At 72.9% G+C, this 26,842-nt stretch carries 27 protein-coding genes; 17 read left to right on the plus strand and 10 right to left on the minus strand.

Annotated features, from left to right (window positions below):
• Positions 1 to 118: 118 nt before the first annotated feature.
• The 10 genes from ACFXOZ_RS09810 to ACFXOZ_RS09855 all read left to right on the plus strand — a co-directional run bounded on the left by ACFXOZ_RS09810 (position 119) and on the right by ACFXOZ_RS09855 (position 8,222).
• Entirely contained in the window at positions 119 to 1,237 is a 1,119-nt protein-coding gene (locus ACFXOZ_RS09810) for an acyl-CoA dehydrogenase family protein (RefSeq protein ID WP_380588973.1), read from the plus strand.
• 17 nt (positions 1,238 to 1,254) lie between these two features.
• The gene (locus ACFXOZ_RS09815; RefSeq protein ID WP_380525428.1) at positions 1,255 to 1,929 is read left to right on the plus strand and encodes a transglutaminase family protein; all 675 of its coding nucleotides are present in this window, start codon (positions 1,255 to 1,257) and stop codon (positions 1,927 to 1,929) included.
• Between the two features lie 10 nt (positions 1,930 to 1,939).
• Complete coding sequence (locus ACFXOZ_RS09820; protein ID WP_380525427.1) at positions 1,940 to 2,749, plus strand: maleate cis-trans isomerase; 810 nt, start codon at positions 1,940 to 1,942, stop codon at positions 2,747 to 2,749.
• Complete coding sequence (locus tag ACFXOZ_RS09825; protein WP_375894897.1) at positions 2,746 to 3,021, plus strand: DUF6253 family protein; 276 nt, start codon at positions 2,746 to 2,748, stop codon at positions 3,019 to 3,021. The genes ACFXOZ_RS09820 and ACFXOZ_RS09825 overlap by 4 nt, the downstream gene beginning before the upstream one ends.
• A 622-nt stretch (positions 3,022 to 3,643) precedes the next feature.
• The gene (locus tag ACFXOZ_RS09830) at positions 3,644 to 4,312 is read left to right on the plus strand and encodes a TetR family transcriptional regulator (RefSeq protein ID WP_380588976.1); all 669 of its coding nucleotides are present in this window, start codon (positions 3,644 to 3,646) and stop codon (positions 4,310 to 4,312) included.
• Between the two features lie 299 nt (positions 4,313 to 4,611).
• Positions 4,612 to 5,835 carry an IS701 family transposase gene (locus ACFXOZ_RS09835; protein WP_380588979.1) on the plus strand — a complete coding sequence of 408 codons (1,224 nt, stop codon included), beginning with the start codon at positions 4,612 to 4,614 and terminating at the stop codon, positions 5,833 to 5,835.
• Between the two features lie 295 nt (positions 5,836 to 6,130).
• Positions 6,131 to 6,619, plus strand: a complete 489-nt coding sequence (locus tag ACFXOZ_RS09840; protein ID WP_375894890.1) for a nucleoside deaminase — start codon at positions 6,131 to 6,133, stop codon at positions 6,617 to 6,619.
• A complete protein-coding gene (locus tag ACFXOZ_RS09845; protein ID WP_380525426.1) occupies positions 6,616 to 7,278 on the plus strand; it encodes a DsbA family protein in 663 nt (220 codons plus the stop codon). The genes ACFXOZ_RS09840 and ACFXOZ_RS09845 overlap by 4 nt, the downstream gene beginning before the upstream one ends.
• Before the next feature lie 175 nt (positions 7,279 to 7,453).
• A complete protein-coding gene (locus ACFXOZ_RS09850; RefSeq protein WP_360235350.1) occupies positions 7,454 to 7,774 on the plus strand; it encodes an SMR family transporter in 321 nt (106 codons plus the stop codon).
• A gap of 46 nt (positions 7,775 to 7,820) precedes the next feature.
• Complete coding sequence (locus ACFXOZ_RS09855) at positions 7,821 to 8,222, plus strand: DMT family transporter (RefSeq protein ID WP_375894884.1); 402 nt, start codon at positions 7,821 to 7,823, stop codon at positions 8,220 to 8,222.
• A gap of 188 nt (positions 8,223 to 8,410) precedes the next feature.
• Here the strand turns inward: ACFXOZ_RS09855 and ACFXOZ_RS09860 are convergent, their stop codons facing one another.
• On the minus strand, positions 8,411 to 8,791 hold the full coding sequence (locus ACFXOZ_RS09860) for a hypothetical protein (RefSeq protein WP_380588982.1): 381 nt from the start codon (positions 8,789 to 8,791) through the stop codon (positions 8,411 to 8,413).
• Between ACFXOZ_RS09860 and ACFXOZ_RS09865 the strand changes: the two genes are divergently transcribed.
• The 3 genes from ACFXOZ_RS09865 to ACFXOZ_RS09875 all read left to right on the plus strand — a co-directional run bounded on the left by ACFXOZ_RS09865 (position 8,790) and on the right by ACFXOZ_RS09875 (position 12,122).
• Positions 8,790 to 9,095 (plus strand): hypothetical protein, encoded by a 306-nt coding sequence (locus tag ACFXOZ_RS09865; RefSeq protein ID WP_380588985.1) that lies wholly within the window; start codon positions 8,790 to 8,792, stop codon positions 9,093 to 9,095. The genes ACFXOZ_RS09860 and ACFXOZ_RS09865 overlap by 2 nt on opposite strands.
• Positions 9,092 to 9,763 (plus strand): response regulator, encoded by a 672-nt coding sequence (locus ACFXOZ_RS09870; protein WP_380588988.1) that lies wholly within the window; start codon positions 9,092 to 9,094, stop codon positions 9,761 to 9,763. The genes ACFXOZ_RS09865 and ACFXOZ_RS09870 overlap by 4 nt, the downstream gene beginning before the upstream one ends.
• Positions 9,764 to 10,202: 439 nt before the next feature.
• Positions 10,203 to 12,122: an NAD-dependent epimerase/dehydratase family protein gene (locus ACFXOZ_RS09875; protein ID WP_380588991.1), complete on the plus strand. Its 1,920-nt coding sequence runs from the start codon at positions 10,203 to 10,205 to the stop codon at positions 12,120 to 12,122.
• A gap of 104 nt (positions 12,123 to 12,226) precedes the next feature.
• On the opposite strand, the gene ACFXOZ_RS09880 is transcribed toward ACFXOZ_RS09875, so the two are convergent.
• Positions 12,227 to 14,197 carry a family 20 glycosylhydrolase gene (locus ACFXOZ_RS09880; RefSeq protein ID WP_380588994.1) on the minus strand — a complete coding sequence of 657 codons (1,971 nt, stop codon included), beginning with the start codon at positions 14,195 to 14,197 and terminating at the stop codon, positions 12,227 to 12,229.
• A 306-nt stretch (positions 14,198 to 14,503) separates the two neighbouring features.
• Positions 14,504 to 15,787, minus strand: a complete 1,284-nt coding sequence (locus ACFXOZ_RS09885) for a hypothetical protein (RefSeq protein ID WP_380588997.1) — start codon at positions 15,785 to 15,787, stop codon at positions 14,504 to 14,506.
• A gap of 251 nt (positions 15,788 to 16,038) precedes the next feature.
• Between ACFXOZ_RS09885 and ACFXOZ_RS09890 the strand changes: the two genes are divergently transcribed.
• Complete coding sequence (locus tag ACFXOZ_RS09890; RefSeq protein ID WP_380589000.1) at positions 16,039 to 17,148, plus strand: peptidoglycan recognition protein; 1,110 nt, start codon at positions 16,039 to 16,041, stop codon at positions 17,146 to 17,148.
• A gap of 101 nt (positions 17,149 to 17,249) precedes the next feature.
• Here ACFXOZ_RS09890 and ACFXOZ_RS09895 read toward each other — a convergent pair whose 3' ends face one another.
• A complete protein-coding gene (locus tag ACFXOZ_RS09895) occupies positions 17,250 to 18,248 on the minus strand; it encodes a SpoIIE family protein phosphatase (RefSeq protein WP_380589003.1) in 999 nt (332 codons plus the stop codon).
• 264 nt (positions 18,249 to 18,512) lie between these two features.
• Here ACFXOZ_RS09895 and ACFXOZ_RS09900 point away from each other — a divergent pair, with 264 nt between their 5' ends.
• Entirely contained in the window at positions 18,513 to 19,325 is an 813-nt protein-coding gene (locus tag ACFXOZ_RS09900; RefSeq protein WP_380589006.1) for a hypothetical protein, read from the plus strand.
• Between the two features lie 68 nt (positions 19,326 to 19,393).
• Here the strand turns inward: ACFXOZ_RS09900 and ACFXOZ_RS09905 are convergent, their stop codons facing one another.
• A complete protein-coding gene (locus ACFXOZ_RS09905) occupies positions 19,394 to 20,026 on the minus strand; it encodes a polysaccharide deacetylase family protein (protein ID WP_380525415.1) in 633 nt (210 codons plus the stop codon).
• Between the two features lie 365 nt (positions 20,027 to 20,391).
• Entirely contained in the window at positions 20,392 to 21,204 is an 813-nt protein-coding gene (locus ACFXOZ_RS09910; RefSeq protein ID WP_380589009.1) for a class I SAM-dependent methyltransferase, read from the minus strand.
• 234 nt (positions 21,205 to 21,438) lie between these two features.
• Between ACFXOZ_RS09910 and ACFXOZ_RS09915 the strand changes: the two genes are divergently transcribed.
• A complete protein-coding gene (locus tag ACFXOZ_RS09915) occupies positions 21,439 to 21,948 on the plus strand; it encodes a DinB family protein (RefSeq protein WP_380525413.1) in 510 nt (169 codons plus the stop codon).
• A 38-nt stretch (positions 21,949 to 21,986) separates the two neighbouring features.
• Here ACFXOZ_RS09915 and ACFXOZ_RS09920 read toward each other — a convergent pair whose 3' ends face one another.
• Together ACFXOZ_RS09920 and ACFXOZ_RS09925 are read right to left on the minus strand one after the other, a co-directional pair.
• Positions 21,987 to 22,508, minus strand: a complete 522-nt coding sequence (locus ACFXOZ_RS09920; protein ID WP_380525412.1) for a hypothetical protein — start codon at positions 22,506 to 22,508, stop codon at positions 21,987 to 21,989.
• 209 nt (positions 22,509 to 22,717) lie between these two features.
• Entirely contained in the window at positions 22,718 to 24,361 is a 1,644-nt protein-coding gene (locus ACFXOZ_RS09925) for a CehA/McbA family metallohydrolase (protein ID WP_380525411.1), read from the minus strand.
• A 486-nt stretch (positions 24,362 to 24,847) separates the two neighbouring features.
• Here ACFXOZ_RS09925 and ACFXOZ_RS09930 point away from each other — a divergent pair, with 486 nt between their 5' ends.
• The gene (locus tag ACFXOZ_RS09930; RefSeq protein ID WP_375894848.1) at positions 24,848 to 25,513 is read left to right on the plus strand and encodes a polysaccharide deacetylase family protein; all 666 of its coding nucleotides are present in this window, start codon (positions 24,848 to 24,850) and stop codon (positions 25,511 to 25,513) included.
• 9 nt (positions 25,514 to 25,522) lie between these two features.
• Here ACFXOZ_RS09930 and ACFXOZ_RS09935 read toward each other — a convergent pair whose 3' ends face one another.
• Positions 25,523 to 25,906: a barstar family protein gene (locus ACFXOZ_RS09935; protein ID WP_380589011.1), complete on the minus strand. Its 384-nt coding sequence runs from the start codon at positions 25,904 to 25,906 to the stop codon at positions 25,523 to 25,525.
• 46 nt (positions 25,907 to 25,952) lie between these two features.
• On the minus strand, positions 25,953 to 26,606 hold the full coding sequence (locus ACFXOZ_RS09940; RefSeq protein ID WP_375894844.1) for a 4'-phosphopantetheinyl transferase: 654 nt from the start codon (positions 26,604 to 26,606) through the stop codon (positions 25,953 to 25,955).
• Positions 26,607 to 26,842: the final 236 nt, after the last annotated feature.

The raw sequence follows: 26,842 nt of genomic DNA on the forward strand, positions 1-26,842 counted from the left end.
AGAGTCAGGCCACGCGCCGCCCCGAGCCCGTGGCCGGGCCGGGCCGTGGCACCCCGCCACGGCACGACCCCGATCCTCCGCAGCACGACCGACCCCGGAATGGACCCCAGGACCCCCCATGGACGATGACCTCTTCGACCTCACCGCCCCGTGGGCGGAGCAACTCAACGCCAACACCAGCGAGTTGGACGCGGCAGGCGAGTTCCCCCACGACAAGTGGAAGGCCCTGCGGGAGACCGGACTCCTGCAGGTGCACTTCGCGCCCGAGTTCGGTGGCGCCGGGCACAGCCTCACCCGGACGATGCGGGCCCTGGAGGGACTGGGCCACACCTCCCGGGACGCGGGCCTGTCCTTCTCCGCCTCGACCCAGATCGTGTCCGTCGGCGTGCCCCTGCAACGGTTCGCGACCCAGGAGTTGAAGGAGAAGTACCTCCCGCGGATCATGTCCGGTGAGCTGATCACCGCCCACGCGATCACCGAGAGCTCCGGCGGCTCGGACGCCATGAACCTGGCCAGCGTCGCCCGCCGCGACGGGGACCACTACGTGGTCAGCGGCGACAAGATGTTCATCACCAACGCCCCGGTCGCCGACCTGTTCCTGCTCTACGTCCGCACCGGGAAGCCCGGCCCCTTCGGCCTCACCACCCTGCTCGTCGAGGCCGGCACCCCCGGCCTGACCGTGGGCCCCGCGATGGACAAGATCGGCCTGCGCACCAGCCCGATCGGCACGCTCTCCTTCGACGAGCTGCGCGTCCCGGTCTCCCAGCGGGTCGGGCAGGAGGGCTCCGGCTTCCGGGTCCTGGACTACGTGATGAAGCGCGAGGTGCTCTTCGGCTTCTCCATCACCCTGGGCGAGATGACCCGGCGGGTGGAGGAGACCATCGCCTTCGCCAAGGAGCGCCGCCAGTTCGGCCGGCCGATCAGCTCCTACCAGGGCATCTCCCACAAGATCGCGGACATGAAGATCCGGGTGGAGACGGCCCGCAAGTGGCTCGCCGACACCGGCGCCAAGGTCGAGCGGAACGAGGACGCCGCGTTCGACCTCGCGGCCACCAAGACGGTGGTCTCCGAGGCCAACGTGCAGACCGCGCTCGACGCGGTGCAGATCCACGGCGGCCGCGGCGTGCTGACCGAGTACGGCGTCGAGCGCGACCTGCGCAACTCGATCGCCGGAACGATCTACTCCGGTACCTCCGAGATCCAGCGCAACCGGATCGCCATGCTGGCTGGACTCTGACCGACGGGAATCCCGACATGACCGACACACTGGACCACCTCACCCGCTCCACCGAGTTCCTCGACCACGAGAGCGACGCGGTGCAGGCCTTCGTCGACCACGCCGTCCGGGACCGTTCGGCGGACCGGCGCACCAACGCGATCGAGCTGTACTACGCGGTGCGCGACGGCGTCGACTACGAGGTCTACGGCGCCCCGCTCTCCCGGGAGGGCCTGCGGGCCTCCACCACCGCCACCACCAAGTCCGGGTTCTGCCTGCACAAGGCCGCGCTGTACGCGGCCGGGGTGCGCGCCCTGGGCATCCCCTCCCGGCTGGTCTACGGCGACGTGCGCAACCACCTGGCCTCGCCCCGCCTGCTGTCCCACATCGGCGGCGACGTGTTCTTCCACTCGCTCGCCCAGGTGTACCTGGACGGCAAGTGGATCAAGGTCACCCCGGTGTTCAACAAGCTGCTCTGCAAGCTCTACGGCATGCGCGCCCTGGAGTTCGACGGCGTCAACGACAGCCTCCACCACCCCCACGACGGCGGCGGCGCGATGGAGTTCCTGACCGACCACGGCAGCTTCGACGACCTCCCCTACGAGTTCGTCATCGAGACCATGCGCCGCAAGCACCCCAAGTTCCTCGACACCACGGGCACCGGCACCGTCCACGGCGGCCGCCTCGCCGAAGAGTCCACCCTCACCCGGTAGGAGAACCCCCATGACCAGCACCCCGCCGCCCGTCGACGGATGGGACGCCTCGACCCGGATCGGCGTGGTCGTGCCGCACGCCGACGTCGGCCCGGAGGCCGAACTGCAGGCCGTGGCCCCCGCCTCCGTCTCCGTCCACGGATCGCGCGTGCACTTCGCCGCCATGCGCGCGGGCGGTGAGATGGACGAGAAGATCCCGTACGACCCGATCCTGTCCTTCGTCCAGGCCCCGTACCTGGACCAGGCCGTCGAACTGCTCGCGGCCTCCCCGCTGCACGCCCTGACGCTCGGGTTCACCTCCTCCAGCTACGCGTTGAAGGCCCAGGGCGAACGGGAGTTGTACGAGCGGCTGCTGCCCGTCACCCGGGGGCTGCCGATCACCGGCACCACCAAGGCCGCCCGGGCCGCGTTCGACGCCCTGGGTGCCCGGCGGATCGCGCTGGTGAACCCGCCGTGGTTCACCGACTCGCTCTCCGGCCAAGGAGCCGACTACTTCCGCGAGTTCGGCTACGAGGTGGTCCACCACGCCCCCTGCGGACTGCCGTCGAACCAGAAGGCCATCACGCCGGAGAACCTGTCGGCCTGGATCCGCGGCACGGTGGCGGAGCACCGGCCGGACGCCGTCCTGGTGGCCGGCAACGGCATCCGGGCGGTGGGCACCATCAAGCCGCTGGAGGAGGAGCTCGGGTTCAACGTCGTCACCGCGAACCAGGTGATCCTCTGGCACGCCCTCCACCTGGCCGGCGCCGCCGGGACCGCTCAGGAGATCACCGACTACGGACAGCTGTTCACCACGACCCCGAAGGACGGCCACGCGTGAGCCTGTTGGACGCACAGGCCTACGAGGCCGTCTTCGGGACGCCGGAGGGCGACACCTACCGCATCCCGCTGGTCTGCTGGCGGGAGGACGGCGACCACCTGTTCGGCGTGGTCCTGGTCAAGGGGCACCTGCGGCGCACGGACCAGCTGTCGGACTTCCTGCGGTACGACCGCCGCAACGGCTCGCGCGGGGACGAGGCGCCCGCGACGACCTTCGACCCGGCGACGGCGGACGGTCGGGTGGACGACTCGTACGTGCCCGCCATTCGGTGACGTCCGCCCATTCCGCGGCGTCCGCCATTCGGTGCCGCCCGTCCGTCGGCCGGCGGCGCCCGCGGAGGGTGCGGTCATTTGTGAAGTCCCGGTGAGATAACGGGACCCGGCGCTCCGCTTTTCCCGGCCGCCCGGCCGGTGCTCGACCCGCTTATCGCAATTCGCTATTCGGTCAATGCCTATTCGCCGCCGATCGGAATGGATCCTCCCGCCGCCCGTCGGGCCGCCGCGCACCCGGCGGTTTTCCCGGGCACTCCGGATCCACCGCACCCCGGGCCTCCCTGCCCCGGGGTGCGGTGCCGTACTCGGCCTCACGCAACCTCCCCCGAGGACCGTCGCGTCCCGGGCCCGGCCACGCTTCCGCCACGTCTCGGCCACGCTCCGGCCACGCTTCCACCACGCCCCGGTTCCCGGTGGCGCGGAGGGGATCGCCGCAGGTCGAGCCAGGTGAACGCGAGTTCGACGATACGTCAGGACGCCGCCGGGACCGGGGTATGCTTGCCGCGTCGTCACGGGGGCTGGTGCACGAACGAGCCGGAGGGGCCATGCAGCTCACACGAAGTCCCTGGGGCGTCCAACGGTCCGCGGCCGCACCCGTCGCGCGGTACCGGCGCGCGCCGCAGTGCTGAGGCAGGCCCGCGCGGAACAGACCCGCTCCGCCCTGATCGACGCCGCCGCCGGACAGTTCGCCCGGCACGGCTACGCCGGCGCCACCCTGGCGCGGATCAGCCAGTCCGCCGGGGTCACCTCGGGCGCGCTGACCTTCCACTTCCTGACCAAGGAGGACCTCGCGCACGAGGTGCTCAGGGCGGGGGCGGCCGCGACCTCCTCGGCGCTGGACGAGGTCCAGCAGCTCACGACGCCCGGGCTGGCCGCGGTCAGCCGGCTCACCCAGCTGCTGGCGGCCTTCCTCCAGCAGGACGTCCGGGCCCACGCGGCGATGCGGCTCGCGCACGAGTGCCCCGGTTCGCAGGGCGCCTGGGAACAGGCCTGGCGGCCCGCCCTGCTGCACGCGCTGGAACTGGCCCGGGCGGGCGGCACCACCGACGCGGAGCTCGCCGACATCGAACTGCTGGTCGCCTACCTGCTGGCCGGCGCCGAGGCGCAGCTGCGCTCCGGCCGCCCGGTCAGCGTCGTCGAGCACGAGCTCGGCCGACTGTGGCGGCGGGCCGGGGCGGGCTTCGGCGCCCGGCCGGAGGACGGCCCCGACCCCTGCGAGCACGACCGGACGCCCGCCCCGCCGCGGTTGCGCGCCCCGTCCCGGGGCGACGCTGCCCGCAACGAGGGGTGACCGGGCGGTAGACGTACGGCGACCGCGGGCACACCCGGCGGCACGCCCCTGACCTGCGGGGCCGATGTCCCGCAGGGCGTGCCGTGCCCGGATCCGCGGGGGCGATTCCATTTCCCGCGCGGACCGCCGACCCCGGCCGCCCCTTCCCCGGGCCGGGCGCGGGCGATTCGCGCCAGGGCTTTGTATCGAGTTGGCGAAGTGGCGACCGGAAGTCCTTTACCCGAGAAAAAAATAGTGCTCATTCTTTAGTGTGGGTGGATCTGTGTGAAAGCCGCAGCCGCAACACGGGAGGGGTAGCTATGAGGGGATGGGACTCCGTCACCCAGTTCACGGACCAGCTGTTCGGCCACTTGCGCCGAGCTGACCAGCGCAAGTGGGCCCACACCTACGTCAACGGCCTCCTCAGCACGCCCGGGAAGAAGTCCATCCGCCGGCTGGCGGCCGTGTCGAGCGACTCCCCGACCGCTTCGCAGGCCCTGCACCAGTTCGTCAACGAGAGCCCCTGGGAGTGGGATCCGGTCTGCGACCAGCTCCGGCAGTGGGTCGAGGACCGGGCCCGGCCCAAGGCCTGGACGATCGCCCCCGTGGTGCTGCCCAAGCGCGGTGAGAAGTCCTGCGGGGTGCACCGCCGCTTCATCCCGCACACCGGACGGACCGTCAACTGCCAGATCGGCATGGCGGTCTTCATGTCGACGGAGGCGGGGGAGTTCCCCGTGGGCTGGTGCCTGTTCCTGCCGGAGACGTGGGCCGCCCAGGGGCCGCTCCGCGAGCAGGCCCGGATCCCGCACACCGCCACCGCCTCGTGCGAGGGCCAACTCCTCAACCTGATCGACCAGATGGCGCAGGCCTCGCAGTACGACCCGGTCCCGGTGGTGGTCGACCTGGACGGCTACCTGGACTCGCGCCGGCTCGTCGAGGGCCTGACCCGGCGCGGGCTGGACTTCGCGGTCGCGATCCCGGACAGCTTCCCGCTGGCCCCGCTGGAGCACCAGGCCTCCGGCTCCCGCCGGCCGGTGGCCGCGGCGGCCCGGACGGTGAGCGAGCGGTGCCCAGAGGTGCGCTCCGGGGTCTGCAGAGCGGGCTGGGCGTCCGTGCGCGACGGCCTGGTGCAGGTCCCCGGCGCCGTCGCGGCCGACCAGAGACCGCAGCCGTTCCGGCTCTTCACCCAGCCCGACGAGGACGCGACGGGTGCGGGGCAGCTCTGGCTCACCAGCATGGTGCACCGGCCGGTCGACGAGCTGCTGGAGTACGCGGAACGGCACGCCGCGACCGGGGAGACCGTCGAGCTGCTCGAACGGCGGTTCGGGCTGAGGGACTTCGAGGGCCGCTCGTTCCCGGGGTGGCACCACCACATGGCCCTGGTCTCGGCCGCCTTCACCTACAGCCGCCTGGCGGCCGACCTCGGCATGCGGGCCTTCCGCCCCGGCCCGGGCGCCGGAACCGACGGTCTGGCGAGGCCGCCGCTCGTGCCCTGCTCCCGGTGGGTCCGGGAAGCCTCCCTGGGGTACCCCGTAGCAGTCTGAGCCGTCGCTTCGGGCGCGCCGCCGACCCCTCCCGGCACGCCCGACGCGCTCGGCGCGGGGTCGACGATGCCCCAATTGTCGTGCCGGCATGAGCTGATGAGCATGGGTCAGGCGAAGTTCTTCACCGCCGGCGATTGACAGCAAGATGTATGTTCATGCAAGCTCTACCTGTCCGCCTGAGGTTCTCACGGGCAAAAACAACATGTACATACAAGCAACTACCTGGGGACTCCATGCCTGATCCCACGGCACCCACCGTCGACACCGCGACCGCGGTCTGAGCGGGGGAGCAGCGTTGCGTTATTCCGAACTCTCCGAGAGCGAGCTGACCGAGTACGCCCGCGAGGCGGTACGGATCAGCCGCGAGCACGTCGCCAAGGGCGGCATCCCGTTCTCCGGTGTGGTGATCAACAGCGGCCGGATCCTCGGCACCGGTGTCAACCGGGTGCGCGAGGACAACGACCCCACCGCGCACGCCGAGGTCACCGCACTGCGGGCGGCCGCCGCCAAGTACGGACTGCACGCCACCGCCGGATCCACCCTGATCGCCTCCGGCGAGCCCTGCGCCCTGTGCTACATGGCGTCGCTGTACTTCAGCGTCAGCCACATCGTCAACGTGGTCGACCGCAAGACGGCCGCGCGGTACGGCTTCGACTACACCAGCTCGTACTCGATCTTCGCCGAGGACCCGGAGACCTGGCCGATCAAGGTCACCTCGATCCAGATCCCGGAAGGCACGGCGCCGTTCGAGGACTTCCTCACCATGGAGCGGGGGCGGCCGTGAGCGGAACGGCAACCGGCAGGATCGGCATCAAGGTCTGGTCGGACTACGTCTGTCCCTTCTGCATGCTGGCCGAGGGCCCGCTGCACGAGGCCACCCGCGACCTCGACGTCGACATCGAGTGGATGCCGTTCGAGCTGCGGCCCCACCCCACCCCGACGCTGCGCCCGGAGGACGACTACCTGCCGGCGATCTGGGACCGCGCCGTCTACCCGATGGCCCGCCGCCTCGGCGTGGACATCACCCTCCCGACGGTCTCGCCGCAGCCCTACACCCGGCTGGCCTTCGAGGGCTACCGGTACGCGGCCGAGCACGGCCGGGCCGCGGAGTACACCCCCCGGGTACTGCGGGCCTTCTTCCAGGAGAACCGGGACATCGGCGAGGTGGCCGTCCTCGCCGACATCGCCGCCGAACTCGGCCTGGACAGCGCCGACTTCGCCGAGGCACTGACCTCCGGCCGGTACACCGAGGCGCACCGGGCGGCGCTGCGGGACGCGGAGGCCAACCGGGTCTCCGTCGCGCCCACGATCATCATCGACGGACGCCACCGCATCGAGGGCGTGCCCTCCGTCGCCCAGATCCGCAAGGCCGTGCTCGACGCCCAGGCCGAGCAGGAGGCCCTCGGGGGCGCCGCTCCCGCCTGCGGGATCGACGGCTGCTGAACCGGCCCTGACGCCCGGCTCCCCGCCTTCCCCCCCGCGTTCCCCCCCTGCGTTCCCTCTGCCTTCCCGCGTTCCCCCGCTTCCCCTGATCTACCGCTTCCCCCTGTTCCCCCGTCTTCTCCCCGCTCCACCTCTCCCCGTCAACGCCGACCTCCCAAGAACGAAAGGACCAGCCATGCAGTGGTTCTACCTCGCGATCGCGGACATCTTCGAGATCGCCGTCGCCATCGCGGCCGGCAAGGCCGAAGGCTTCAAGAACCGTACGTGGACCGCCGTGACCCTGATCACCGGCGCCCTCGGCACCTTCTTCCTCAGCAAGGCACTGCTGACCTTCGACGTCGGTGTCGGCTACGCGATCTGGACCTCCGTCGCCGGCGTCGGCATCACCCTCCTCGGCGCCCTGCTCTTCGGCCAGCGCCTGAACTGGCGCAAGGCCGTCGGCATCGCCGTCATCATCGCCGGCGTCGTCGGCCTCCAGCTCAGCGGCGCTGCCTGATCCTCCCGCCCCCACCCGGCTCCACCTCCCGAAAGGACCCGTGCACATGTCCGACACCGGCCGCAACTCGGTCAACCCGTGGATCATGCTCCTGCTCGCCGGCGGCTTCGAAGTCGGCTACGCGCTCGCCGTCGGTGGAAGCCACGGCTTCACCCGGCTGACCTGGTCACTGGTCGCCGTCGTCTTCTTCCTGCTGACCCTCTGGGCCCTGAGCGCCGCGCTGCGCACCATCGACGTCAGCATCGGCTACGCCGTCTGGGCCGGCATCGGGTCGGTCGGCGCGGCCCTGCTGGGGCCCGTCGTCTTCGACGAGAGCCTCACCCCGGCCAAGGCGGTGTGGCTGGCCGTGATCATCGCCGGCGTGGTCTGGCTCAAGCTCGCCGACCGGCCGCAGAAGTCCGCCGAGACCGCCGCCGCGCCGCGTGAGGTCCAGACCGCGGACGCGTGACGGGCGCGCCGCCCCGGTGCGGGAAGCCGCCGCGCCGCTCGTGAGGCGCACCCCGGCCCGGTCCCGACCGGATGGGGTGCGGAGCGGCCGGGGTGTGGTTCAGGGCCTCCTGGTGGCCGGTCGGATGTCGGAATCCGATCGGACGGCCAGGAGGCCCTTCTCGCGTTCCTCGTGCCGGGGGGCCGGTGTCAGAACAGCGAGGGGTACATCCCGGCCGTGGCGCCGCCCAGGAGCGGCACCGTCAGCACCAGCCATCCGCGGGTGCTGCGGGTCGGCACGCCCCGCTGCCCGACCATCAGCGCCACGGCCATTCCGGCCGTGGCGGGCAGCAGCACGCCGAGCATCGCCAGCGAGAGCAGGTCGGGAACCTCATGCCGGGTCACCGCCCATCCTGTCCCCAGGCCCAGGGCCGCTGCCGACAGCAGTTCCCTTGTGGGCGCGAGCAGTTCGTGCCGGGCCCGGGTCGCGCCCGCCATGCGGGTACGGTGGCGCACCGCGAGGAGCATCCATCCCACCCCGACGAGGACGAGGGCGGTCTCCGCCACGAGAACGATCTGTGCCAGGTGCATGGAGTCCCTCCTATTCGTCTTCGTCCCGTACCGCGGAGGCGCGGCGCTGCTGCCGCCGTCCGCCGAACCGTCCCGCGAGGCCTTCGTCCGTGACCACGGCCTCGGGGATCCGTTCGCGCGGGCGGCCGTCCGGGGGCAGGAGCCCGAGCCGCCGGCCGGTGCCGGGTGCGAGTACTTTCCGGACTACGGTGACGAAGGGGCGGTCCGGCTGGCGGTGCACCGGTACTGCTTCCTCGGTGACCGGCTGGTCGAGGACACCGTGATCCCCACCGACATCCCCGTCCCGAGAGGCCCCGGATCGTGATACGCGTGCTGCTCGCCGACGACCAGGACCTGGTCCGGGCCGGCATCAGGCTCGTGCTCGGGTGCGCGGACGACCTGGACGTGGTGGCGCAGGCCCGCGACGGCGACGAGGCGGTCCGGCTGGCCACCCGGATCCCGGTCGACGTGGCGCTGCTCGACATCAGGATGCCGGGCGCGGACGGCCTGACGGCGGCCGAACGGATCGCCGAGCTGGCCCCCGCGGTGAAGGTCGTCATGCTGACGACCTTCGGCGAGGAGGAGGACATCGCCCGGGCGCTCCGGGCGGGCGCGGCGGGCTTCCTGCTCAAGGACAGCCCCCCGGAGGAGCTCATCCAGGCGGTCCGGACGGTGGTGCGCGGTGAGCCGGTGGTGTCCCCGCGGGTCACCCGGCACCTCATCGACCGGTACCTCGCGGCGAGCGCGTCCGGCGACGAACCGGCTCCCGCGCGCCAGGGGGTCGACCGGCTCTCCGGCCTCACCGCCCGGGAACGCGAGGTCCTCGCGCTGCTCGGGACCGGCGCCTCCAACGCCGACATCGGGGCGCGGCTGCACCTGGGGGCGGGCACGGTGAAGACCCACGTGAGCAGCCTGCTGGCCAAGCTGGAGTGCGCCAACCGGGTGCAGGCCGCCGTCGTCGCCCGCGACGCGGGTCTGCTGCGCGGCGCCTGAACCGTCGTCGGGACGACTCCCGGGCCCGTCCCCGGCCGGCCGTCCGGCCGCTCCGGCCTCTGCCGAACGGCACGGTCGTTCCGGCCGGTCGGCCCGCGAAATCCCGTCCCCGCCGAACCTAGGATCGGGTTGGTCCGGATCAAGGCCGCCGTCCGGGTCGCGGGCCGGTGCACATGGTGCAACGAGGGCCGGACTTTTTGAATTGGTGTAGACCTCTGTTCGAATCTCGTGCACCGTGTTCCCCGGAACAGCCGACGCTCCCCGGGGCCGGTCGGTCGCGGCGGGGTGCACACCCCCGTGGTGAGGTGGGCGCGCGCGGCTGACGGTCGGTCGTGCGCCGGGGCGGGACGGGGCCACTTCCACCACAGCCGGACTCCCGGCGCCACCTCTTGAGAACAGGAGTTCCCTGACCGTGCACATTCGGTTGAGCGGCGTTGTCATGGCCAGGCCGGAACGGGCGGCCTCCGCCCGGGAGCTGGCCGAACGGGCTTCGCCCGAACCGTACGCCGTGGTGACGGCGCGGGGGATCAACGGATCGAATGCCGCGATCCGCGCCTGGTCCACCCCTCCACCGGGATCCACCCACCACGTGCTGATCGAAGAGGGAGCCGTCCTCGGGAAGGACTTCCACGCGCGGGTCAGCGCAGCCGTGCGGGCCGCGCCGGAGGCCGCGCTCGTCCTGCACGCCCACCCCGACACGCCCGCCGCGGCGGCGGTGCGGATGGCCGCCCTGACGGGGCACCGCTGGGCGCCCGGTGTCGTGGGTGCCGTACCGACCACGGCGCTGGTCCTGCCGACCGGCCGGGCCGAAGGCTTCGTCCGCTACGCCACCCGCCGCACCCACCGGACCGGGCACGGTCCCGTCCTGGCCCGCTACCTGAGGACCTTCGGGGTGCCCACCTACCTGGCCACGGCGGAGCACGTCCGGTTCCCCCTGCCGTTCCACCCGGTCGACGACCCCGCGCCGTCGTCCCGGCCGCAGGACGCGGAGGTCGACACCGGCTGGAGCCGGGCACCCGGGCTCGCCGCACTGGACGCCGTCCCCTTCTTCGTCCGGGGCGGGGTCCACGTCGCGACCCGGATCAGGAGTGGCTGGGCGACCTCCCCGGCGCACCACTACCTCGCCCGGCTCGGCCTCGACCCGGCCCGCTACGACCGGCGGCTGAGGCTGCTGTTCGGCCTCAACTCCGACGCCTCCACCGAACTGGTCGAGCGCATCGGCCCGGAACTGTCCACCAGGCACTGGCTGACCGCGTTCCTGATGGGCGTGGTCACCAGCGCCCGTCTCCCCCCGGACGGGTCGTCGCAGCGGAGCACCGACGGCGCCGCCACCGACCGGGGCCTGGCCACGGTGGGAGTCGGAGGCCTGTCCGCCGCCGTCGACTGGCTGACGCTCGCGGAGCTGCGGCCCAGCCTCCTGGAGGTCGCCCGCGAGGCCTACCGGGCCGGTCTCGCCCGCGGGGCCCGGCTGCCCCCGGACCCCGGGGGCGGGGGCCCGCGGCGCCGACGGCGGGCCCGACGACTGGTCCTCACCGGTGCCGACGAGCCGATCGGCACGGCGCTCGCCAGACGCCTCGCCGACGCCGGTTGGGAGGTCACCGCGGTCGCGCCCCGGCTGCTGGTCCACGACTACCCGGGCGTGCGCGAGTTGGCCGTAGACCCCGTGCGGCGGGAGGCCCTCGACCCGGTGCTCCCGGGCGCGAGCGCGGTCGTCCACCTGCTCTCCCCCGAGACCGCCGACTCCTGCGCCGCGGACATCGGCAGGCTCTGGGCCCGGGTGGAGAACGTCGTGGCGGGCGCGGCGAAGGCCGGGGTGCCGCAGGTGGTCTGCGTCGGCGATCCGACGAGCGTGGACCTGGCCCTGCGCTGGGGACCCGCGGCGGACCGCCCGCTGTGGCCGGCCGCCATGGCCCCGGACGGGGTGCGGACACCCGCCCCCACGGTCCACTGGCTCCGGCTGGGACTGGTCTTCGGCCCGGAGGTGCTCGACGGCTCCGTCGTGGAGCAGGCCCTGCGGCGCACCCTGCCGCCACGGGCCGACCGTACGGGGGACGAGACGACGGAGACCTGGCGGCCGGTCTACATCGACGACGTGGTCGACGCGGTCGACCGCACCCTCCAGGCGCCGCCCGTCCACCGGATCATGAACATCACCGGCGACGAGCGCCTCACCACCGAGGACATCGCCCTCGCCGCGGCGCGGCTCGACAGCGGCCGCCCGGTCATGGCCGCCACCACCGCGGCATCCCGCAACGGCGGACCGCGCCGCGGCGGTACGGCGCTCGGCTGGGCCCCGCGCACGGGCTTCGACCAGGGGCTCGCGGCCCTCGCCGAGTGGATGGAACTCCACGTCGACTGATCGGCACACGCCGCCGGGTACGGGGTCGTCCGGCGGCCCGGAGGCCCGGACGGGTCGTCCACCGGCCGGTGCGGCGGCGGACGACCCGTCCGGGTGCGGGGTGGTCAGTTGCCGAGACGGAGGCTGTAGAGGGAGTAGCCGTAGGCGGTGCCGCGGTGGATGCCCTGCATCCTGACATAGCGGGTGTCGGTGGGGGTGAAGGTGAGGGTGTCGGTGCCGGCGGTGGTGCGGCCGCGTTGCTGGGAGACGGTGGTCCAGGTGGTGCCGTCGGTGGAGACCTGGAGGTCGTAGTCCCGGGCGTAGGCGCTCTCCCAGGTGAGGGTGGCGGAGGAGACCCGGCGTACCGAGCCGAGGTCGACCTGGAGCCACTCCCCGTCGGTGCGCTTGCTCGACCAGCGGGTGTCGGCGAGCCCGTCGGTGGCGTTGGACGCCTGCCACTTGGGCCCTTCACTGGAGGAGGCGGTGGTGGTGCGGCCGAGGGCGAGGTCGGCGGTGACGTCGTCGGACCCGAGGGTGTCGGGCAGGTAGCCGGTGCCGGGGCCCTGGCCGACGGCGCGGACGGTGTCCAGGAACGCCTGGTAGTCGGTACCGGCCCTGGTGCCGGACCACATCTTCTGGGCGAGGGCGGGCAGGCTCTTCTCGATCAGGCCGTGCACCTGGAGTTCCGTGTAGTCCTCGTGCACCAGGTCGTTCCAGACTCCCGGCATCGCACCGAGCAGGTGGGGGTCCTGCGGGGCGAGGCTCTGGTCGCCGGAGAAGACGTTGGGCTGCCAGCTGTCGAAGATCGCCTTCCCGTCGAGGCCCTGGCCGTGGTAGTAGTTCGCGAACGGCACGACGTACAGCCAGTTGTCGTTGGAGTTGATGACCTTGGCGTAGCCGTCGGCGATGGCCTGCTGGGGGCCGTACCAGCCGTTGTTCCAGCTGTCGACGGTGATGTCCTTGTCGTAGCCGGCGCCGCCGCCGGAGATCCCCTTCTGACTGCCCCACATGGTGACCTGCTTGCCCAGGCTCCGGACGTAGGGGGCGATGGTGTTGACGTACCCCTTGAAGTCGGCGGCCGGGCCCTTGTACTCGTCGGCGCCGATGCCGACGGTCGGGCCCCGGAACCACGGGGTGAACTCGGCGTAGACGGACTTCATGAAGTCGGTGGCGGCGGGCTTCGAGAGGTCCAACTCGTCGGAGTCGCCCTTGTTCAGGCCGATCCCCGGTTTGAACCTGGTGAACGCCCGGGCGTGGGCCGGTGCGTCGATCTCCGGGATGATGGTGACGCCGACCGCGGCCGCGGTGTCCTCGAAGGAGTCCCAGTCCGCCTTGGTGTAGGAGCCGTCGGCGGCGGCCAGTCCGGCGAAGGCGGGGTTGTCGCTCCTGAGGCGGAACGCCGCCTGCGCGGTCGACCAGTTCGCCGGGGATATCTCGTTGTCGTTCAGGTGGAGTTGGAGCGTGTTGAGCTTCTGGTAGCCCATCCACTGGATGTACGAGCGGATGAACTCGGGGGTGAAGTAGCGCCGTCCGACGTCGAGCATCAGCCCGCGCAGGGCGTAGTTCGGGTAGTCCACGACGGATCCGACCGGGAGGCTGCGGTGGTCCGCGGAGCCGGCGAGCAGCTGGAGCAGGGTCCGGGTGCCCTCGACGGCGCCCTGCTGCGCCGCCCCGGTGACGGTGACCAGTCCGCGGTCGGTGTCGATCCGGTAGGCCTCGGCCCTGAGCCGGGGCAGGGCCGCCCCGAAGTCCGCGTCCGGGTCGACCTGGATGACGATGTCACCGTCACCGCCGGCATCCACCACGGGATCGATCTGATGGTTCGTCATCTCAGCCGCTTCACCGGTGAATTGCCCTACCAGGTGGCGAAGTTCGGGGGAGGAGTCGACGGGGGTGGCGACCCGGGGGTGGTCGGCCAGCACCACCCGCCCCTTGCCGCCCGTCCATTGCTGAACGGCGGGGACGACGGCGGGCGCCGCGTTCACCGGGACGGGATCAGCGGCGGCAGTGGACGCCGTGGGGAGCAGCAGGGCGAGCGCGGAGACCAGTGGCAGGCAGACCGGTCTTCCGACGAGGAGAAGGGCTTTGAGCCGCATGGGGGTGACCTCGGGTGGGGTGGGGGGCGTGCACGGCGCGCGGGTGTGAGCCTCCGGCCGCCGGGTGGCACGATGTGCCGCCATGATGAGGTGCCCCGGCCGGGCCGCCAAGAGAGGTCTGGACCATTCGCTGAGATTTCGCGGTGCAGAACCGCCGGAACCGCCCGGATCGGGTGAGAGCGGACGACGGGACGGCTCCGGACTCCGGACCGAACACGAAGAGGCCTCCGCCAGGTCAACTGCCTGGCGGAGGCCTGTTCATGGACGAAGTGCCGGGTGGTCGATCCTCCCCGCGTACGGGTCCGATCAGGAACGGCGTCGGCTGAGCCGCAGGGCCCCCACGCCGGCGGCGAGGAACGCGGCGGAGAGGCCGAGGAGGACCGGGGTCTTCGGGGCGCCGGTCTGGGCCAGCTCGCCGTGGTGGTGGTTGTAGTGGTGCTGCTCGCCGCCGCCGTGGTGGGCCGGCGTGTGCGGGTGCGACGGCACCTCCTTGGCGACGAGCTTGATCTTGTTCAGGTTGTACGCGGACTGCTGGTTGGCCTGGCTCTGGTGGTTGAAGAGGTTGTTGGCCTGCGAGGCCGACTGGTTGTTGAGCGCGGAGTTCTGGGCACTGTTGTGCGCGGAGTTGTTCGAATTGCTGGTGGCGCTGTTGTTGGCGCTGTTGTTCAGATTGTTGGCCACGGTGTTCTGCACGACGACGGTCACGGCGACGTGCTGGTCCTGGCCCTGGTTCTGCTGGGCGTTCTGGTCCTGACCCTGGCCCTGGTTCTGGCCTTGGTTCTGGTCCTGGCCCTGACCCTGGTTCTGCTGGCCGTTCTGGCCCTGGTTCTGCTCCGAGCTGCCGTGTTCCCCGTGCCCGTGCTCGCCGTGTTCCCCGTGTTCCCCGTGCTCGCCGTGTTCCCCGTGTTCCCCGTGCTCGCCGTGCTCGCCGTGCTCGCCGTGCTCGCCGTGCTCGCCGTGCTCGCCGTGTTCCCCGTGCTCGCCGTGTTCCCCGTGCTCGCCGTGTTCCCCGTGCTCGCCGTGCTCGCCGTGCTCGCCGTGCGGGGGAGCGCCGGGAGTCTCGGGCACGCAGATGCAGTCGGAGCCGCCGGGGCCGGGAACGTGGCCGTGGGTCTCGTGGCCGGGGGCCTGGTCGCAGGGCTTGCCGCCGTTGTCCCAGGCGCCTTCGGACAGGGCCGAATCCGGGGCCTTTTCCATCGGCTGGCCCTGCGCGCCGGGCCTGGTCGAGTCGTCCGGTTGCGCCGAACCCGGCGCCTGGCCGTCGAGCACGAGTCCCTCGGGCGTGATCCCCTCGGGGGCGATGCCCTCGGGCTCGGTGCCTTCGCCGGCGTCGGCGCGGTGGGCCGGGCGGACGACCTGCATCGACTGGAGGTCGCCGTTACTCCCGCTGCTCCAGGTGCCGTCCGATGGGACACCGCTCTCCTGGGCGAGCCGCAGCATGCTGTCGACCCATTCGCCCTGGGCCTGCGACGAGTCGACGGTCACGCTGTGGTCGATGGCGGGGGAGGCGTGGGCCACACCGCCGGCGCCCCAGAGGAGGGCGGACGACGTCAGGCCCGACAGGACCAGGGTGGTGATTCGAGTTCGCATGACGCTCCTGGATGATCCGCAAAACGGATCTTCTGAATACGCGCTTCTACCATCGGGAGGCGAAATGCGCCGCCGCGAGTTAACCGGCCTGGCCCAATGAATTGCTGAGAACGGGGGACTGCCGCCCGCGCTCCGCGCACCACCGCCCGCGCCGGCGCCCCGTCGCCGTCCCGGCCACGGATGCCCACCGTGACCGCACGGGCCCCGACGGTGACATGCGGGGATCGTGATTTGCCCTGAACATCCCTTACATGAGGATCTCAATCCCGGCAGCAGTCCTCGCCGGCTGCACCGCCACCCTGCTCTTCCAGCCCCCGGCCGTCGCTACGGACAGCTCGGTCGACCCGGCGCCGCGTACCTCCGCCGGAGGCGGCTCGGTCACCTCGGTGGCCCTCACCTCCGGCGGAGCCGTCGCGCCCCGGGCCACCCGCGCGTTCGACCTCCTCGGCGTGGTCTGGGACGGCCCCCCGACCGCCCTGGCCGGCGGCTCCGTACGAGTCCGCACCCGCGATGCCGCCACCGGCCGCTGGGGTGACTGGCACACCTTGGAGACCGGTGCCGACGGGCCCGACTCCGCCCAGCGCGGTTCCACCGCCCCGCTGTGGGTCGGACACAGCAACGGCGTCGCGGTCGACGTGCACCCCGGTCCGGCCGGTCTCCCGCGCGGACTGCGGGTCGACCTGGTCGACCCCGGCCAGGGAGCCGCGGCCGCCGATGACCAGCCCCTCACCGAACACGCGGCCGGGCCCGAGGCCCCCACGGCTCCGCGCCCCGGCATCGTCACCCGGAAGGGCTGGGGTGCGGACGAGTCCATCCGCGAAGCGGGCTTCGTGTACACCGGCTCGGCCCGGGTGGCCTTCGTCCACCACACCGACACCGCCACCGACTACGCCTGCTCCGACGCGCCCAAGGTGATCAGGAGCATCTACCTGTTCCACGTGCAGACCAACAAGTGGCGGGACATCGGCTACAACTTCCTGGTCGACCGCTGCGGCACCATCTACGAGGGCCGGGCCGGCGGCGTCAACCAGCCCGTGCTCGGTGCCCACACCCTCGGCTTCAACACCAACTCCTCCGGCATTGCTGCCATCGGGACGTTCAGCAAGGACGATCCGCCGCAGGAACTGCAGGACGGCATTGCCAAGATCGCCGCCTGGAAGCTCGACCTCGGCGGGTGGAAGGCCGACGGATCGGCCCAGCTCACCTCCGGCTCGGACGGCAGCCTCTACCCCAAGGGCACCGTCGTCGACTTCGCCTCCATCTCCGGCCACCGCGACGGCTTCGCCACCGAATGCCCCGGTGACGCCCTGTACCAGCGACTCCCCGACATCCGCGACACGGCGGCCCGCCTCCAGGGCTGACGAGCCGGCGGCCCGTCGACGCGGCTACCCGTCGGCGGACCGTACCCGTTCCACCAGGAGGACCACGGCGGCACCGTCCGACTCCCTCCCGGTGAAGGCCGTCAGATCCGCACACAGCAGGTCCGCGCGCTCCTCCGTCCCGCCCGCCCGCCACCCGCCTGTTCCGGTGAGTCGCGCCAGGCGTTCCGCGAGCGGGGGCCCGCGCCCCCGCATCCCCGGGCCTCGGCGACACCGTCGGAGCACACCACCAGGGTCTGCCCCAGGACGAAGGGCTCCTGACGCAAGAGCGGCTCGCCCAGGGCCAGTTCGGCCAGGCCCACGGGCGGGCCCGGCTCGCACGCCACGGTCCGCACGCCGTCGTCGTGGGCGACCAGCGGCAACGGCGCATGCCTGTACGACAGGAGCAGCACCTCCGCCGCGCCGGAGAACTCCGCGAACACGGCCGTCACGAGCACACCGGCCGCCACCGCCCCGGACACGCACGACTCCGCCCTGGCCGCCCCCCCGGCCAGGGACGGCTCGTACTGTGCGGCCTCCCGGATCTCCCCGGCCACCCTGGCGATCACCCGCACCGCCGCCGGCCGGCCGCCACCCCGGACATCGCCCATCACCATCCGGACCCCGAACGGCGTCTCCAGCACCTCGCACAGCACGCCCCGGTCCTGGCCGGGCTCGGCCGTCGACACCCGCCGAACCGTCACGGCCAGGTCCCCCACCCGGCCGGGCGGTCGGAGCACCCCGCGCCGCACCGGACCCACCGTCGGCCCCGGCGCCCGGCGGCGTGCCCTGCGCAGCCGGGCGACGCCCCCGAGGACCACGACGGCCGCCAGGCAGCTGACCGCCGTGCCCGTGAGCAGCCGTCCGCAACCGGCGGCGAGGTCCCGCCGCGGCTCCAGCACCGTCCGCACGGCGATCGATGCCAGATGGAGGACGAAGGCCGCCCACGGGACGGCCTGGAGCACCGATGACTCCAGGGCGGGCGCGAAAATCGCGAGGGCGGCGGAATGCGCCGACCTGCTGAGCAAATCCGTTCCCGCGAGTACCCCGAGCGCCGACACCGTCAGCACCAGGCCGCGTGTGGAGAAAGTCGGAGTCGACATGCCGCGACCTTAGAGGAACGGCGGATCCGATCGCTCCCCGCGCGCATTCGACACCCGGAGTGCGGCCGACCTCACGATCGCCTCGGACGCATCGGACGCCTTGGACAAAGGGTTCTGAGGGTGAGGAAGACATTCTCGGGGATATCGTCGATATGACTAGTATCATTTGCTGGGAATGCCCTCGAGCAGGCTCGGTGAGTCCGTCCGGAAAGGCCGCGTCGCGCTACCCTGTGTCAATATTTCCGACCCGACGGGAAAGCGCAGATGACCGCAGAGACATCATGGTTCGACGGCGCCGCGGGGATGCGCTGCGGAACGGCGGCGGAGCGGTGCCAGTACAAGAACCTCCCCCTGTGCGACCTCCCCCCGCTCGGTGTCGTCCGCCGCGCCCGGCTCGCCTTCGAGGACCTGCGCGAGAGCCGGAGCGGTCTTCCCGCACCCGGCCGGCCCTCCCGCTTCTCCGTGGGGGACTGGGTCCGGGTGAAGGACGAGGCGGCGGTGCGTGCCACCCTCGACGCCGAGGACCGGCATCGAGGGCTCTGGTTCACCCGTAGCCAATGGTCGTTCTGCGGTGGGGTCCACCGCGTCGAGCGCGTCGTGCGGCGCATGGTGGACGACCACTACCGCATGCGGCGCCTGGCGGACACCGTCACCCTGGCCGGCGCCACCTGTCACGGCGCCGACGGCACCCAGGGCTGCGGACTGGACTGCGCCCTGCTGTTCCGCGACGCATGGCTGGAGCCGGCCTCCGCGCCGCTCCCGCCCGCCCGGCCGGCCACGCGATGGGCCACCGTGCGGAGTCTCGCGGAGATCAGCGCGACCCTCGGGGCCGACGGCCGTCTGGACGGCGTGCCCTTCCAGCCCGGCATGGAACGCCACGTCGGCACCCGCCACGGAGCCTTCGAGCTGCGCCACCGGTCGCTCGCGTGGTGGCAACGGCCCGCCGGAGGAAGGTGGTTCATCCTCCGGGGCCTCCGCTGCGGCGGCGAGCCGGTGGCCAACGGCTGCGACCGCCAGTGCGCACTGCTCTGGCACGAGTCCTGGCTGCGGCTGGAGCCCGGCGCCGCCGATTCCTGATCGCGTCGCGAGCTCCGGCTCCGCGGACACCCGTGGGCCGTCAACTGTGCGTTGTCAGAAGTGAGTTGTCAGCGCTGCCAGCGGTCGCGCGCCAGCTTGGCGATCATGCGCAGCGGCCCGTCCCGGTCGCCGATGTAGGCACGGGGAATCGCGTACCGCCCGCCGTGGGCTCCGGGGCTGACCGCGCACCCGTAGCTGTAGCCGGCTCCCGCCACCGCCGCCACGGCAGCGGCGTCGAGCGAGCCGTAGGGGTAGCAGAACCCCGCGACCTCCTGCCCCGTGAGGTCTTCCAGCGCACGGCGGCTGCCGGTGACCTGGGCCGCCAGATCCCGGGCGCCGAGGCCCGCCAGGCGCTGGTGCGTCAATCCGTGCGAGCCGATCTCCAGTCCGGCGGCGACGACCTCACGGACCTGGAGTGCCGTCATCAGCGGTTTGCGCGGGCCCAGTTGGTCCCAGTCGTTGTACCCGCCCAGTCGGCCGGCCACCACGTAGACCGTCGCGGTGAAGCCGTACTCCACCAGTGCGGGCATGACCTCCTCGGTGAAGTCGCGGTACCCGTCGTCGAAACTGAGCCCGACCAACCCCCGCGCGGTGCCCTCCCGATGGCAGCGCAGCAGGGTTTCCACCGCCACCCCGCGCAGGCCCCACGAGGACAACCAGCGCAGCTGGCGACGAAAGCGCGCGGGGGAAACGGTGATCATATAGGGGTCGTCGCGTGCGATCGCCACGGAGTGGTACATCAGCGTCCACGGAAAATGCCCCGCCATTGTGCCGGTCGCCTGACCTGGAATGCTGCGTGGTCGGATGAATCGCACGTTCTGCTCCAGCTCCTGGGCGGCACCGCGTGTATCGGATGGAGTTCAAGGAAAATGAGATTCTGACAGCGATGGACCGGCTGTCCATCCGCGCCCGGCCAACCCGGAGCTTTTCACCCGAATGGCAGACCGGCCGGGGCGCTGTCGACCGCTGGGAGGCAGGGGCCCCCGGAGCTGTGGGGTGTGTCCTGCCCCGGGCCTGTCCGCGGGGGGTGCGGGCAGGCCCGGGGTTGGTGGGCGGTGGGGGCGGGTCAGGTGCGGGTGGCGGTGAGGAGGTGGTAGTCGAGGAGGCCGTGGCGCCAGGCGGGGAGGAAGTTGCGGGTCCAGTGGTCGTTGGGGACGGTGTCGGCGAGGTAGCGGTCGAGGCCGGGCCAGACGTCGGGGCCGATGGACTCGGTGCCGACGTCGGTGAAGCCGGCGTCGGTGAGGTCGCCGGTGAAGCCGTCGAGGGTGTGGGCGACGTCGAGTCCGTCGGCGAAGCTGGCGAGGAGGATCTTGAGGCGTTCGGCGATCTCGGGGCCGGGGGCGGCGAAGAAGGTGGTGACGACCAGACGGCCGCCGGGGCGCAGGACCCGGGCGGCTTCGCGGGCGAAACCGCCGAGTTCGCGGAAGTGCTGGGCGGCCTCGACGGAGTAGACGCCGTCCAGGGTGGCGTCGGCGAAGGGGAGTTGGGCGGCGGAGCCGAGGGTGTAGGCGAGCCGGTCGGGGTAGGTGGCCAGGGCGCGGGCGTTGACGGCGCGGGCGCGTTCGATCTGGTCGGGGTGGATGTCGACACCGGTGACGGAGGCGAAGCGGAACTCCCGTAGCGCGAGCGCCGTACCGAGGCCGCGGCCGCAGCCGACCTCCGCCAGGCGCAGCTGTCCGCGTGGCTCCGGGAAGGCGTTCAGCACCCGGCGGTAGAGCTGCTCCTGGCTGTGCACCCGGTCCTCGGCGGACGGGGCGGTCAGGTCGATGCCGTGCCAGTCACCGAAGTTGATGAATCCGCCCGCGAAGGACGGCGCGGTGCTGAGGTCGTCGGCACCGTAGGTGCGGCGCACTGTCGGGGGGATGTGGTTGTGGTCCATGGGCCGTCGGGTCTCCTGCTCGTGGGCGCCCGGCGGTCGGGCGCGCCGAGGTACGTACCCAAACCTGTGGTGGTCCGAACACGGTACGTGACGGGGCGGGTTCGGGGTTGACGGGGCGTGGAAACCCGGTGTCCGACGGGGGTGCGGGTTCGCTACAGTCCGCCGGTGGCCGACCGGACCGGCCCGATCCACCGGACACGCCCCAGGGCCAGAGCACGAGGAGCACGACCCCGCATGAGCACCGACGACCGACCCGTACCCTCGTTGACCGGTGGCGAGCGCCAGATGCTGCGCGAGTTCCTGGACTTCCACCGGGCGACCCTCGCCATGAAGTGCGAGGGCCTGACCGACGAACAGCTGCGGCAGCGCTCCAGTCCGCCGTCCGAGCTGAGCCTGCTCGGGCTGGTGCGGCACATGGCCGAGGTGGAGCGTACCTGGTTCCGCCGGGTGATCGACGGCGAGGACGTCCCGCTGGTCTGGTCCCCCGACGGGGACTACCAGGTGGCCTACGACCCGACCGGGGCCACCCGTGCCGAGGCCTTCGCCGCCTGGCGGGCCGAGGTCGAGCACTCGCGCCGGATCGAGCTGGCGGCGCCCTCGCTGGACGTCACCGGCTACCAGGCGCGGTGGGGGGCCGAGGTGTCGCTGCGGCTGGTGATGCTGCACCTGATCCACGAGTACGCCCGGCACAACGGGCACGCGGACTTCCTGCGGGAGGCCATCGACGGCACGGTCGGGGCGTAGGCCCTGGGGGCGTAGGGGCCTGGGGCCGGGGTGGCGGGCTACCAGCCGAGCAGGTGGGTGCGGGCGGTGAGGGCCGCCAGCACCGACTTGGCGGTGGTCTCCGGCGTGAGGTCGGTGGTGTCCAGCTCGTGCGGGGTGGCGGGGGCCGCGCCGGTGAGGACGACGTAGTGCAGGGCCGCGCCGGTGGTGCGGCTCTCGCGGCGGAAGGTGTCCAGGGCCGCCGGGGCGTCGGCGCATTCGACGACGACCTGGTAGCCGCCGGTGGCGTAGGCGAAGGCGGCCTGGGCGGTGGCCGCGAGCGCGGTGGCCTGCTGCCGGTCGGCCCCGGGCAGCTGCGGCGGGACCTGGCCGTTGCGGATGACCCGGAGGAAGTCGTCCGTCCGCAGGTGGACGCTCGGGCGCAGCTCCTGGACGAGCAGCCCCGCGACCGGGCTGCCGCCCCCTGCTCCACCGGCGGCCCCGGCGGGATCGGCGGCCCCGGCGGGGTCGACGAGGACGAGGACGCCTCCGGCGCCCCGGCCGCCCCCGAGCTCCGGCCCACCTACGGTCGTACGGTTCACAGCTGCTGATCCCTTCGCGGGCCGGGGACGGGACGGGTACGGACGGGCAGCCGGGGCGAGACGGTGGGCGTGCGGAGGAGCCGGTCGCCCCGGATACGGACAGCCGACCGCCTCGTCCCTACGACTGATGCGTTTCGGGGATCAACCTAGTCCAAACGGGTGCCCCGAGTCGTCCCCCTCCCGGCCGGTGGGCGGGTCGCCGGACCCGTTCAGCGCTCCTCGGCGCGCAGCACGATCGGGTTGGTGAGGGCCGCCATCGGCCCCCACGGCAGGTCCGGACCCATCGCGTTGCCCTTGCCGGGCGTCCCGTCCGCCCTCGGGTGGCGGACCTCGGCGCGGACGTAGGCGGCCAGCGAGGCCGTGGTGCGCCAGACGACCGTGCCGGAGCCGTCGGCGGGCAGCGACTCCTGGTGCAGCTGCCCCTCGTCGGTGATCAGCCGGACGGTGCCGCCGGGCACGCCGGAGACGGCGAGCCGGACGTCCACCGGGGCGTCGGCCGGGACGGTCAGCTCCTCACCGATGGCCGCCCGGCGGCCGTGGCCGGTGGCGGTGAGGTCGAGCCGGACGGCGGCGGACTCGGCCAGCCAGCTGCGCCCGGCGCGCAGCCCGTCGAGGACGGCGTCGCGGGTGAGGTCCTCGGCGAGGACGACGTTGTGCGGCAGGCCGATGACCTGGGGCGCGCTGTGGGCGTCGCTGTTGCCCATCGCGGGCCGCCAGGAGCGGCCGCCCCGCAGGGCCACCGCGAGCTCGGAGTCCCAGGTGTCGACGGCCGACTCGTCGTCGTAGGTCCACGGCCCGTTCCACACCTCGACGGCGTCGGCCTGCTCGTAGCCGAACTTCCACTGGCAGGCGACGTACGGGCAGTACGGGTGCGCGGGCACCACCAGGCCGCCGGAGCGGTGGACCTGGCGGACGAAGCGCGGGAACTCCTCGTCGCGCGAGCGGTAGCGCCAGTCGACGAACTGGCCGGCCTCCAGGCCCAGGGCCAGCCAGTGGCCGTTGCGGGTGGTGACCTCCTCGCCGGGCACGATCAGCAGGTCCGGGCCGGCCAGCGGACCCCAGACGGCGTGCGAGGAGCTGGTGTTGTGGTCGGTGGAGACGATGAAGTCCAGGCCCGCGGCGCGGGCCCCGGCGGCCACCTCCTCGGGCAGGCGGCGGCCGTCGGAGTGCACGGTGTGCAGGTGGCAGTCGCCCCGGTACCAGGCCCGGCCGCGGCCGCGGGCCCGCTCCGGCGGGTAGTGCGGGGTGAACTCCGGCCCCGGCTCGCCGAACCGGAGGGTCACCTCGACGTGGTACTCCAGGCCCTGCGGGGCGACCTGGTACGGGCCCAGGACGAGGTGCCAGGTGCCCGGGTTGATCGGGCCGGGGAGGTAGCCGGGGGTGGCGGAGCCGCGGGCGAGCGCGAACTCGGTGCGGAAGCCGCCGGACCAGCCGCGGAAGCCGTCGCCGCCGAGGTCGGTGCCGCGCTCGTCGAAGATGCCGATGTCGCAGGAGTTGCCGGGGGTGCCGGCCGGGACCGGCGGCTTGTCGTAGCCGTAGGAGACGGCGATCTCGCGGACGCCCTCGGGGACTTCGAGCGGGAGGTAGACGAAGTCGGGGCAGCCGGTGGGGAGGTGGCCGGTGAGGGTGAGGGTGCGGTCGGTCCGGTCCGCGTCCTGGTTCGTGTCGCGGTTCGGGGCGGCCGAGGCGGTGCCCGCGGCACCGGTCGTGGCGGCCAGGCCGAGGGCGGTGGCGGCGCCGGTGGCGAGGCCGGTGCGGAGCAGGTCGCGGCGGGCGGGGTGCGGGGGAGCGGCGGGGTGCGCGGGCCGGGCGGGGGGTGTCGGGTCGGCGGGAGGTGTGGGGTCGGCGGGCATCGGGGCCTCCGGGCTGGGGTGGGCTGGTCCGTCCGTTCGCCTACCCCCGGGGGTGAACCCGGGGTGAGGCGGGACCCACCGGGGTGGGGCGGGCCGGTGAAAGAGGGGCCCGGCCAGGGCGGGGCGAGTTGCGGGGAGTGACGGATGACCGGTTCATAGTCATGTGGTGGTTCGTACGGAAGGTGACGACGGGGCGGTCGGGAGGCAGGCGTGGCACTGAGTCGGCGGACGCTGCTGGCGGCGGTGGTGGGCGGCGGTGCGCTGGCGGGGTGCGGGTCGGGGCGCGGCGCGGAGGGGGGCAGGGCGGCCGTCGGCTCGACGGGGACTCCGGCGGGGACCTCTTCGCCGAGTCCTTCGGCGACCTCTACGCCGAGCCCTTCGGCGGCGCCCTCGGGGAGTCCCGCGGGCACGGCGTCGGCCGCACCCTCCGCTGCCGCGACCCCCCGGGAGCCGGGCCGGGCCGAGCTGGTCCAGCGCTACGCGGCCGTGGCGCCGACCGCCTGGGGCCTGGACCTCCCCGGGGTGGTCACCGGGCTGCCGGAGGGTCAGCAGGCCACGGCGCTCACCTTCGACGCCTGCGGGGGGCCCGGCGGGAGCCGCTACGACGCCGAGCTGATCGACTTCCTGCGCGCCCACGAGGTCCCGGCCACGCTGTTCCTGAACGCCCGCTGGATCGACGCCAATCCGCGCACCTTCGAACAGCTCGCCGCCGACCCGCTGTTCGAGATCGGCAACCACGGCACCGTGCACCGCCCGCTCTCCGTGACCGGCCGTTCGGCCGAGGGGATCGCCGGCACGGGCGGGGTCGGCGAGGTGTACGACGAGGTGGCGGGCAACGCCCACAAGCTGACCGAGCTGCTCGGGCACCCGCCGCGGTTCTTCCGCTCCGGCACCGCGTACTACGACGACGTCGCCGTCCGGGTGGTCGCCGACCTGGGCGAACGGATCGCCGGGTTCACCGTGAACGCTGACGGCGGGGCGACCCTCCCGGCCGCTGAGGTGCGGCAGGAGGTGGCGTCGGCGCCGCCGGGGGCGATCGTCATCGGGCACATGAACCAGCCCGGCCACGGCACCGCCCGCGGGGTGGCGGCGGCGCTGCCGGGGCTGCTGGCGGCGGGGCGGAGGTTCGTCCGGTTGTCCGACGTGCTGTGAGCCCGAGGGTCAGGCCAGGCGGAGGCCGCCCGGGTGCTGCTCCTCGATGATGTCGACCAGCCAGTCGAAGACCGTCGGGCCCTTGCCCGCCCGGGCGGCGGCCAGCTCGGCCGCGACCTGCGCGCGGTTGGTGGGGTGGACCCGGGGGAGCTGCCGCTCCAGCTGGCGGGCTGTCTCCGGGTAGCCGAGGGCGCGGCGGGAGGCCTCGTGGTCGCGCCACTCGATGACGTAGTCGTCGTCGTCCGGCGTGCCGAAGCCGCCGCTGAGGCAGTCGGCGAAGGCGTCCAGGTTGCGGCCGAAGTAGCCGTCGGCGCCGATCTTCCGACCGACCTCCGCCCAGAAGTCCTCCAGGTTGCCGATCTTCCCGCCGTCGAGCACATAGGTCACCGTCACGGGGACGAGGATATGCCCGGGCGGCGAACCGCCGGGTGGCGGCCGGTTACGGGTGGACGGCGATCGCGGTGGCGAGCAGGCCGTCGCGCACCGCCCAGCGGCCCTCGAAGCCGTCCAGGCGGCGGCCGCCGACCACCGGGCCGGGGACCAGCAGCCGGGCGGTGAAGGTGCCGTCGGGGGAGAGGTCGAGCTCGGCCTCGTGGAAGTCCAGCCACAGCCGGGTGAGCGGGAACCAGGCCTTGTAGACCGACTCCTTGGCGCTGAACAGGATGCGGTCCCACGGCGTGTCCGGGTGTTCGGCGGCGAGCTTCGCCAGCCGTTCCTGCTCGACCGGCAGGGCGACGGAGTCCAGCACGCCCTCGGGGAGCGGCAGTGCCGGCTCGGCGTCGATGCCCACCGAGGCCAGGGTGCCGGCCCGGGTGACGGCGGCCGCGCGGAAGCCGTCGCAGTGGGTGAGGCTGCCGATCACGCCGTCCGGCCAGCTCGGCGCCCCGCGCAGGCCCGGGACGAGCGGGCGGTACGGGACGCCGAGGCGGGCCAGCGCGGTGCGGGCGCAGTGGCGGACGGTGGTGAACTCGCGGCGGCGCTTGTCCACGGCGCGGGCGACGGCGGCCTCCTCGGCGGGCTCCAGCCGGGCCTCGGGCGGGTCGTCGTAGGCCACCTCGGTCACCACGACGTCCGGCAGCAGGTCCCCGATCATGCGTTCCCCCCTGGGTCGGCGAGCGCGGGCGGCGGGCCGCGCGGAGCGAGCCTAACGCGGGCGGGCGGGCCCGGTCCGTGATCTTCGGCAAATCGGGGCCGCTCGCGCAGCGGCGGTCATTGGAAGGCCGTCACTGGGGGGGCGGTCACTCGAAGGCGGCCGCCGCCTCGCGCAGGGCCCGGGCGACCGTCTCCGGTCGTACGGCGGTGAAGGAGCGGAGGGAGATCAGCCGGGAG

This window comes from Kitasatospora sp. NPDC059160 (assembly GCF_042755465.1).
Classification (GTDB): domain Bacteria; phylum Actinomycetota; class Actinomycetes; order Streptomycetales; family Streptomycetaceae; genus Kitasatospora.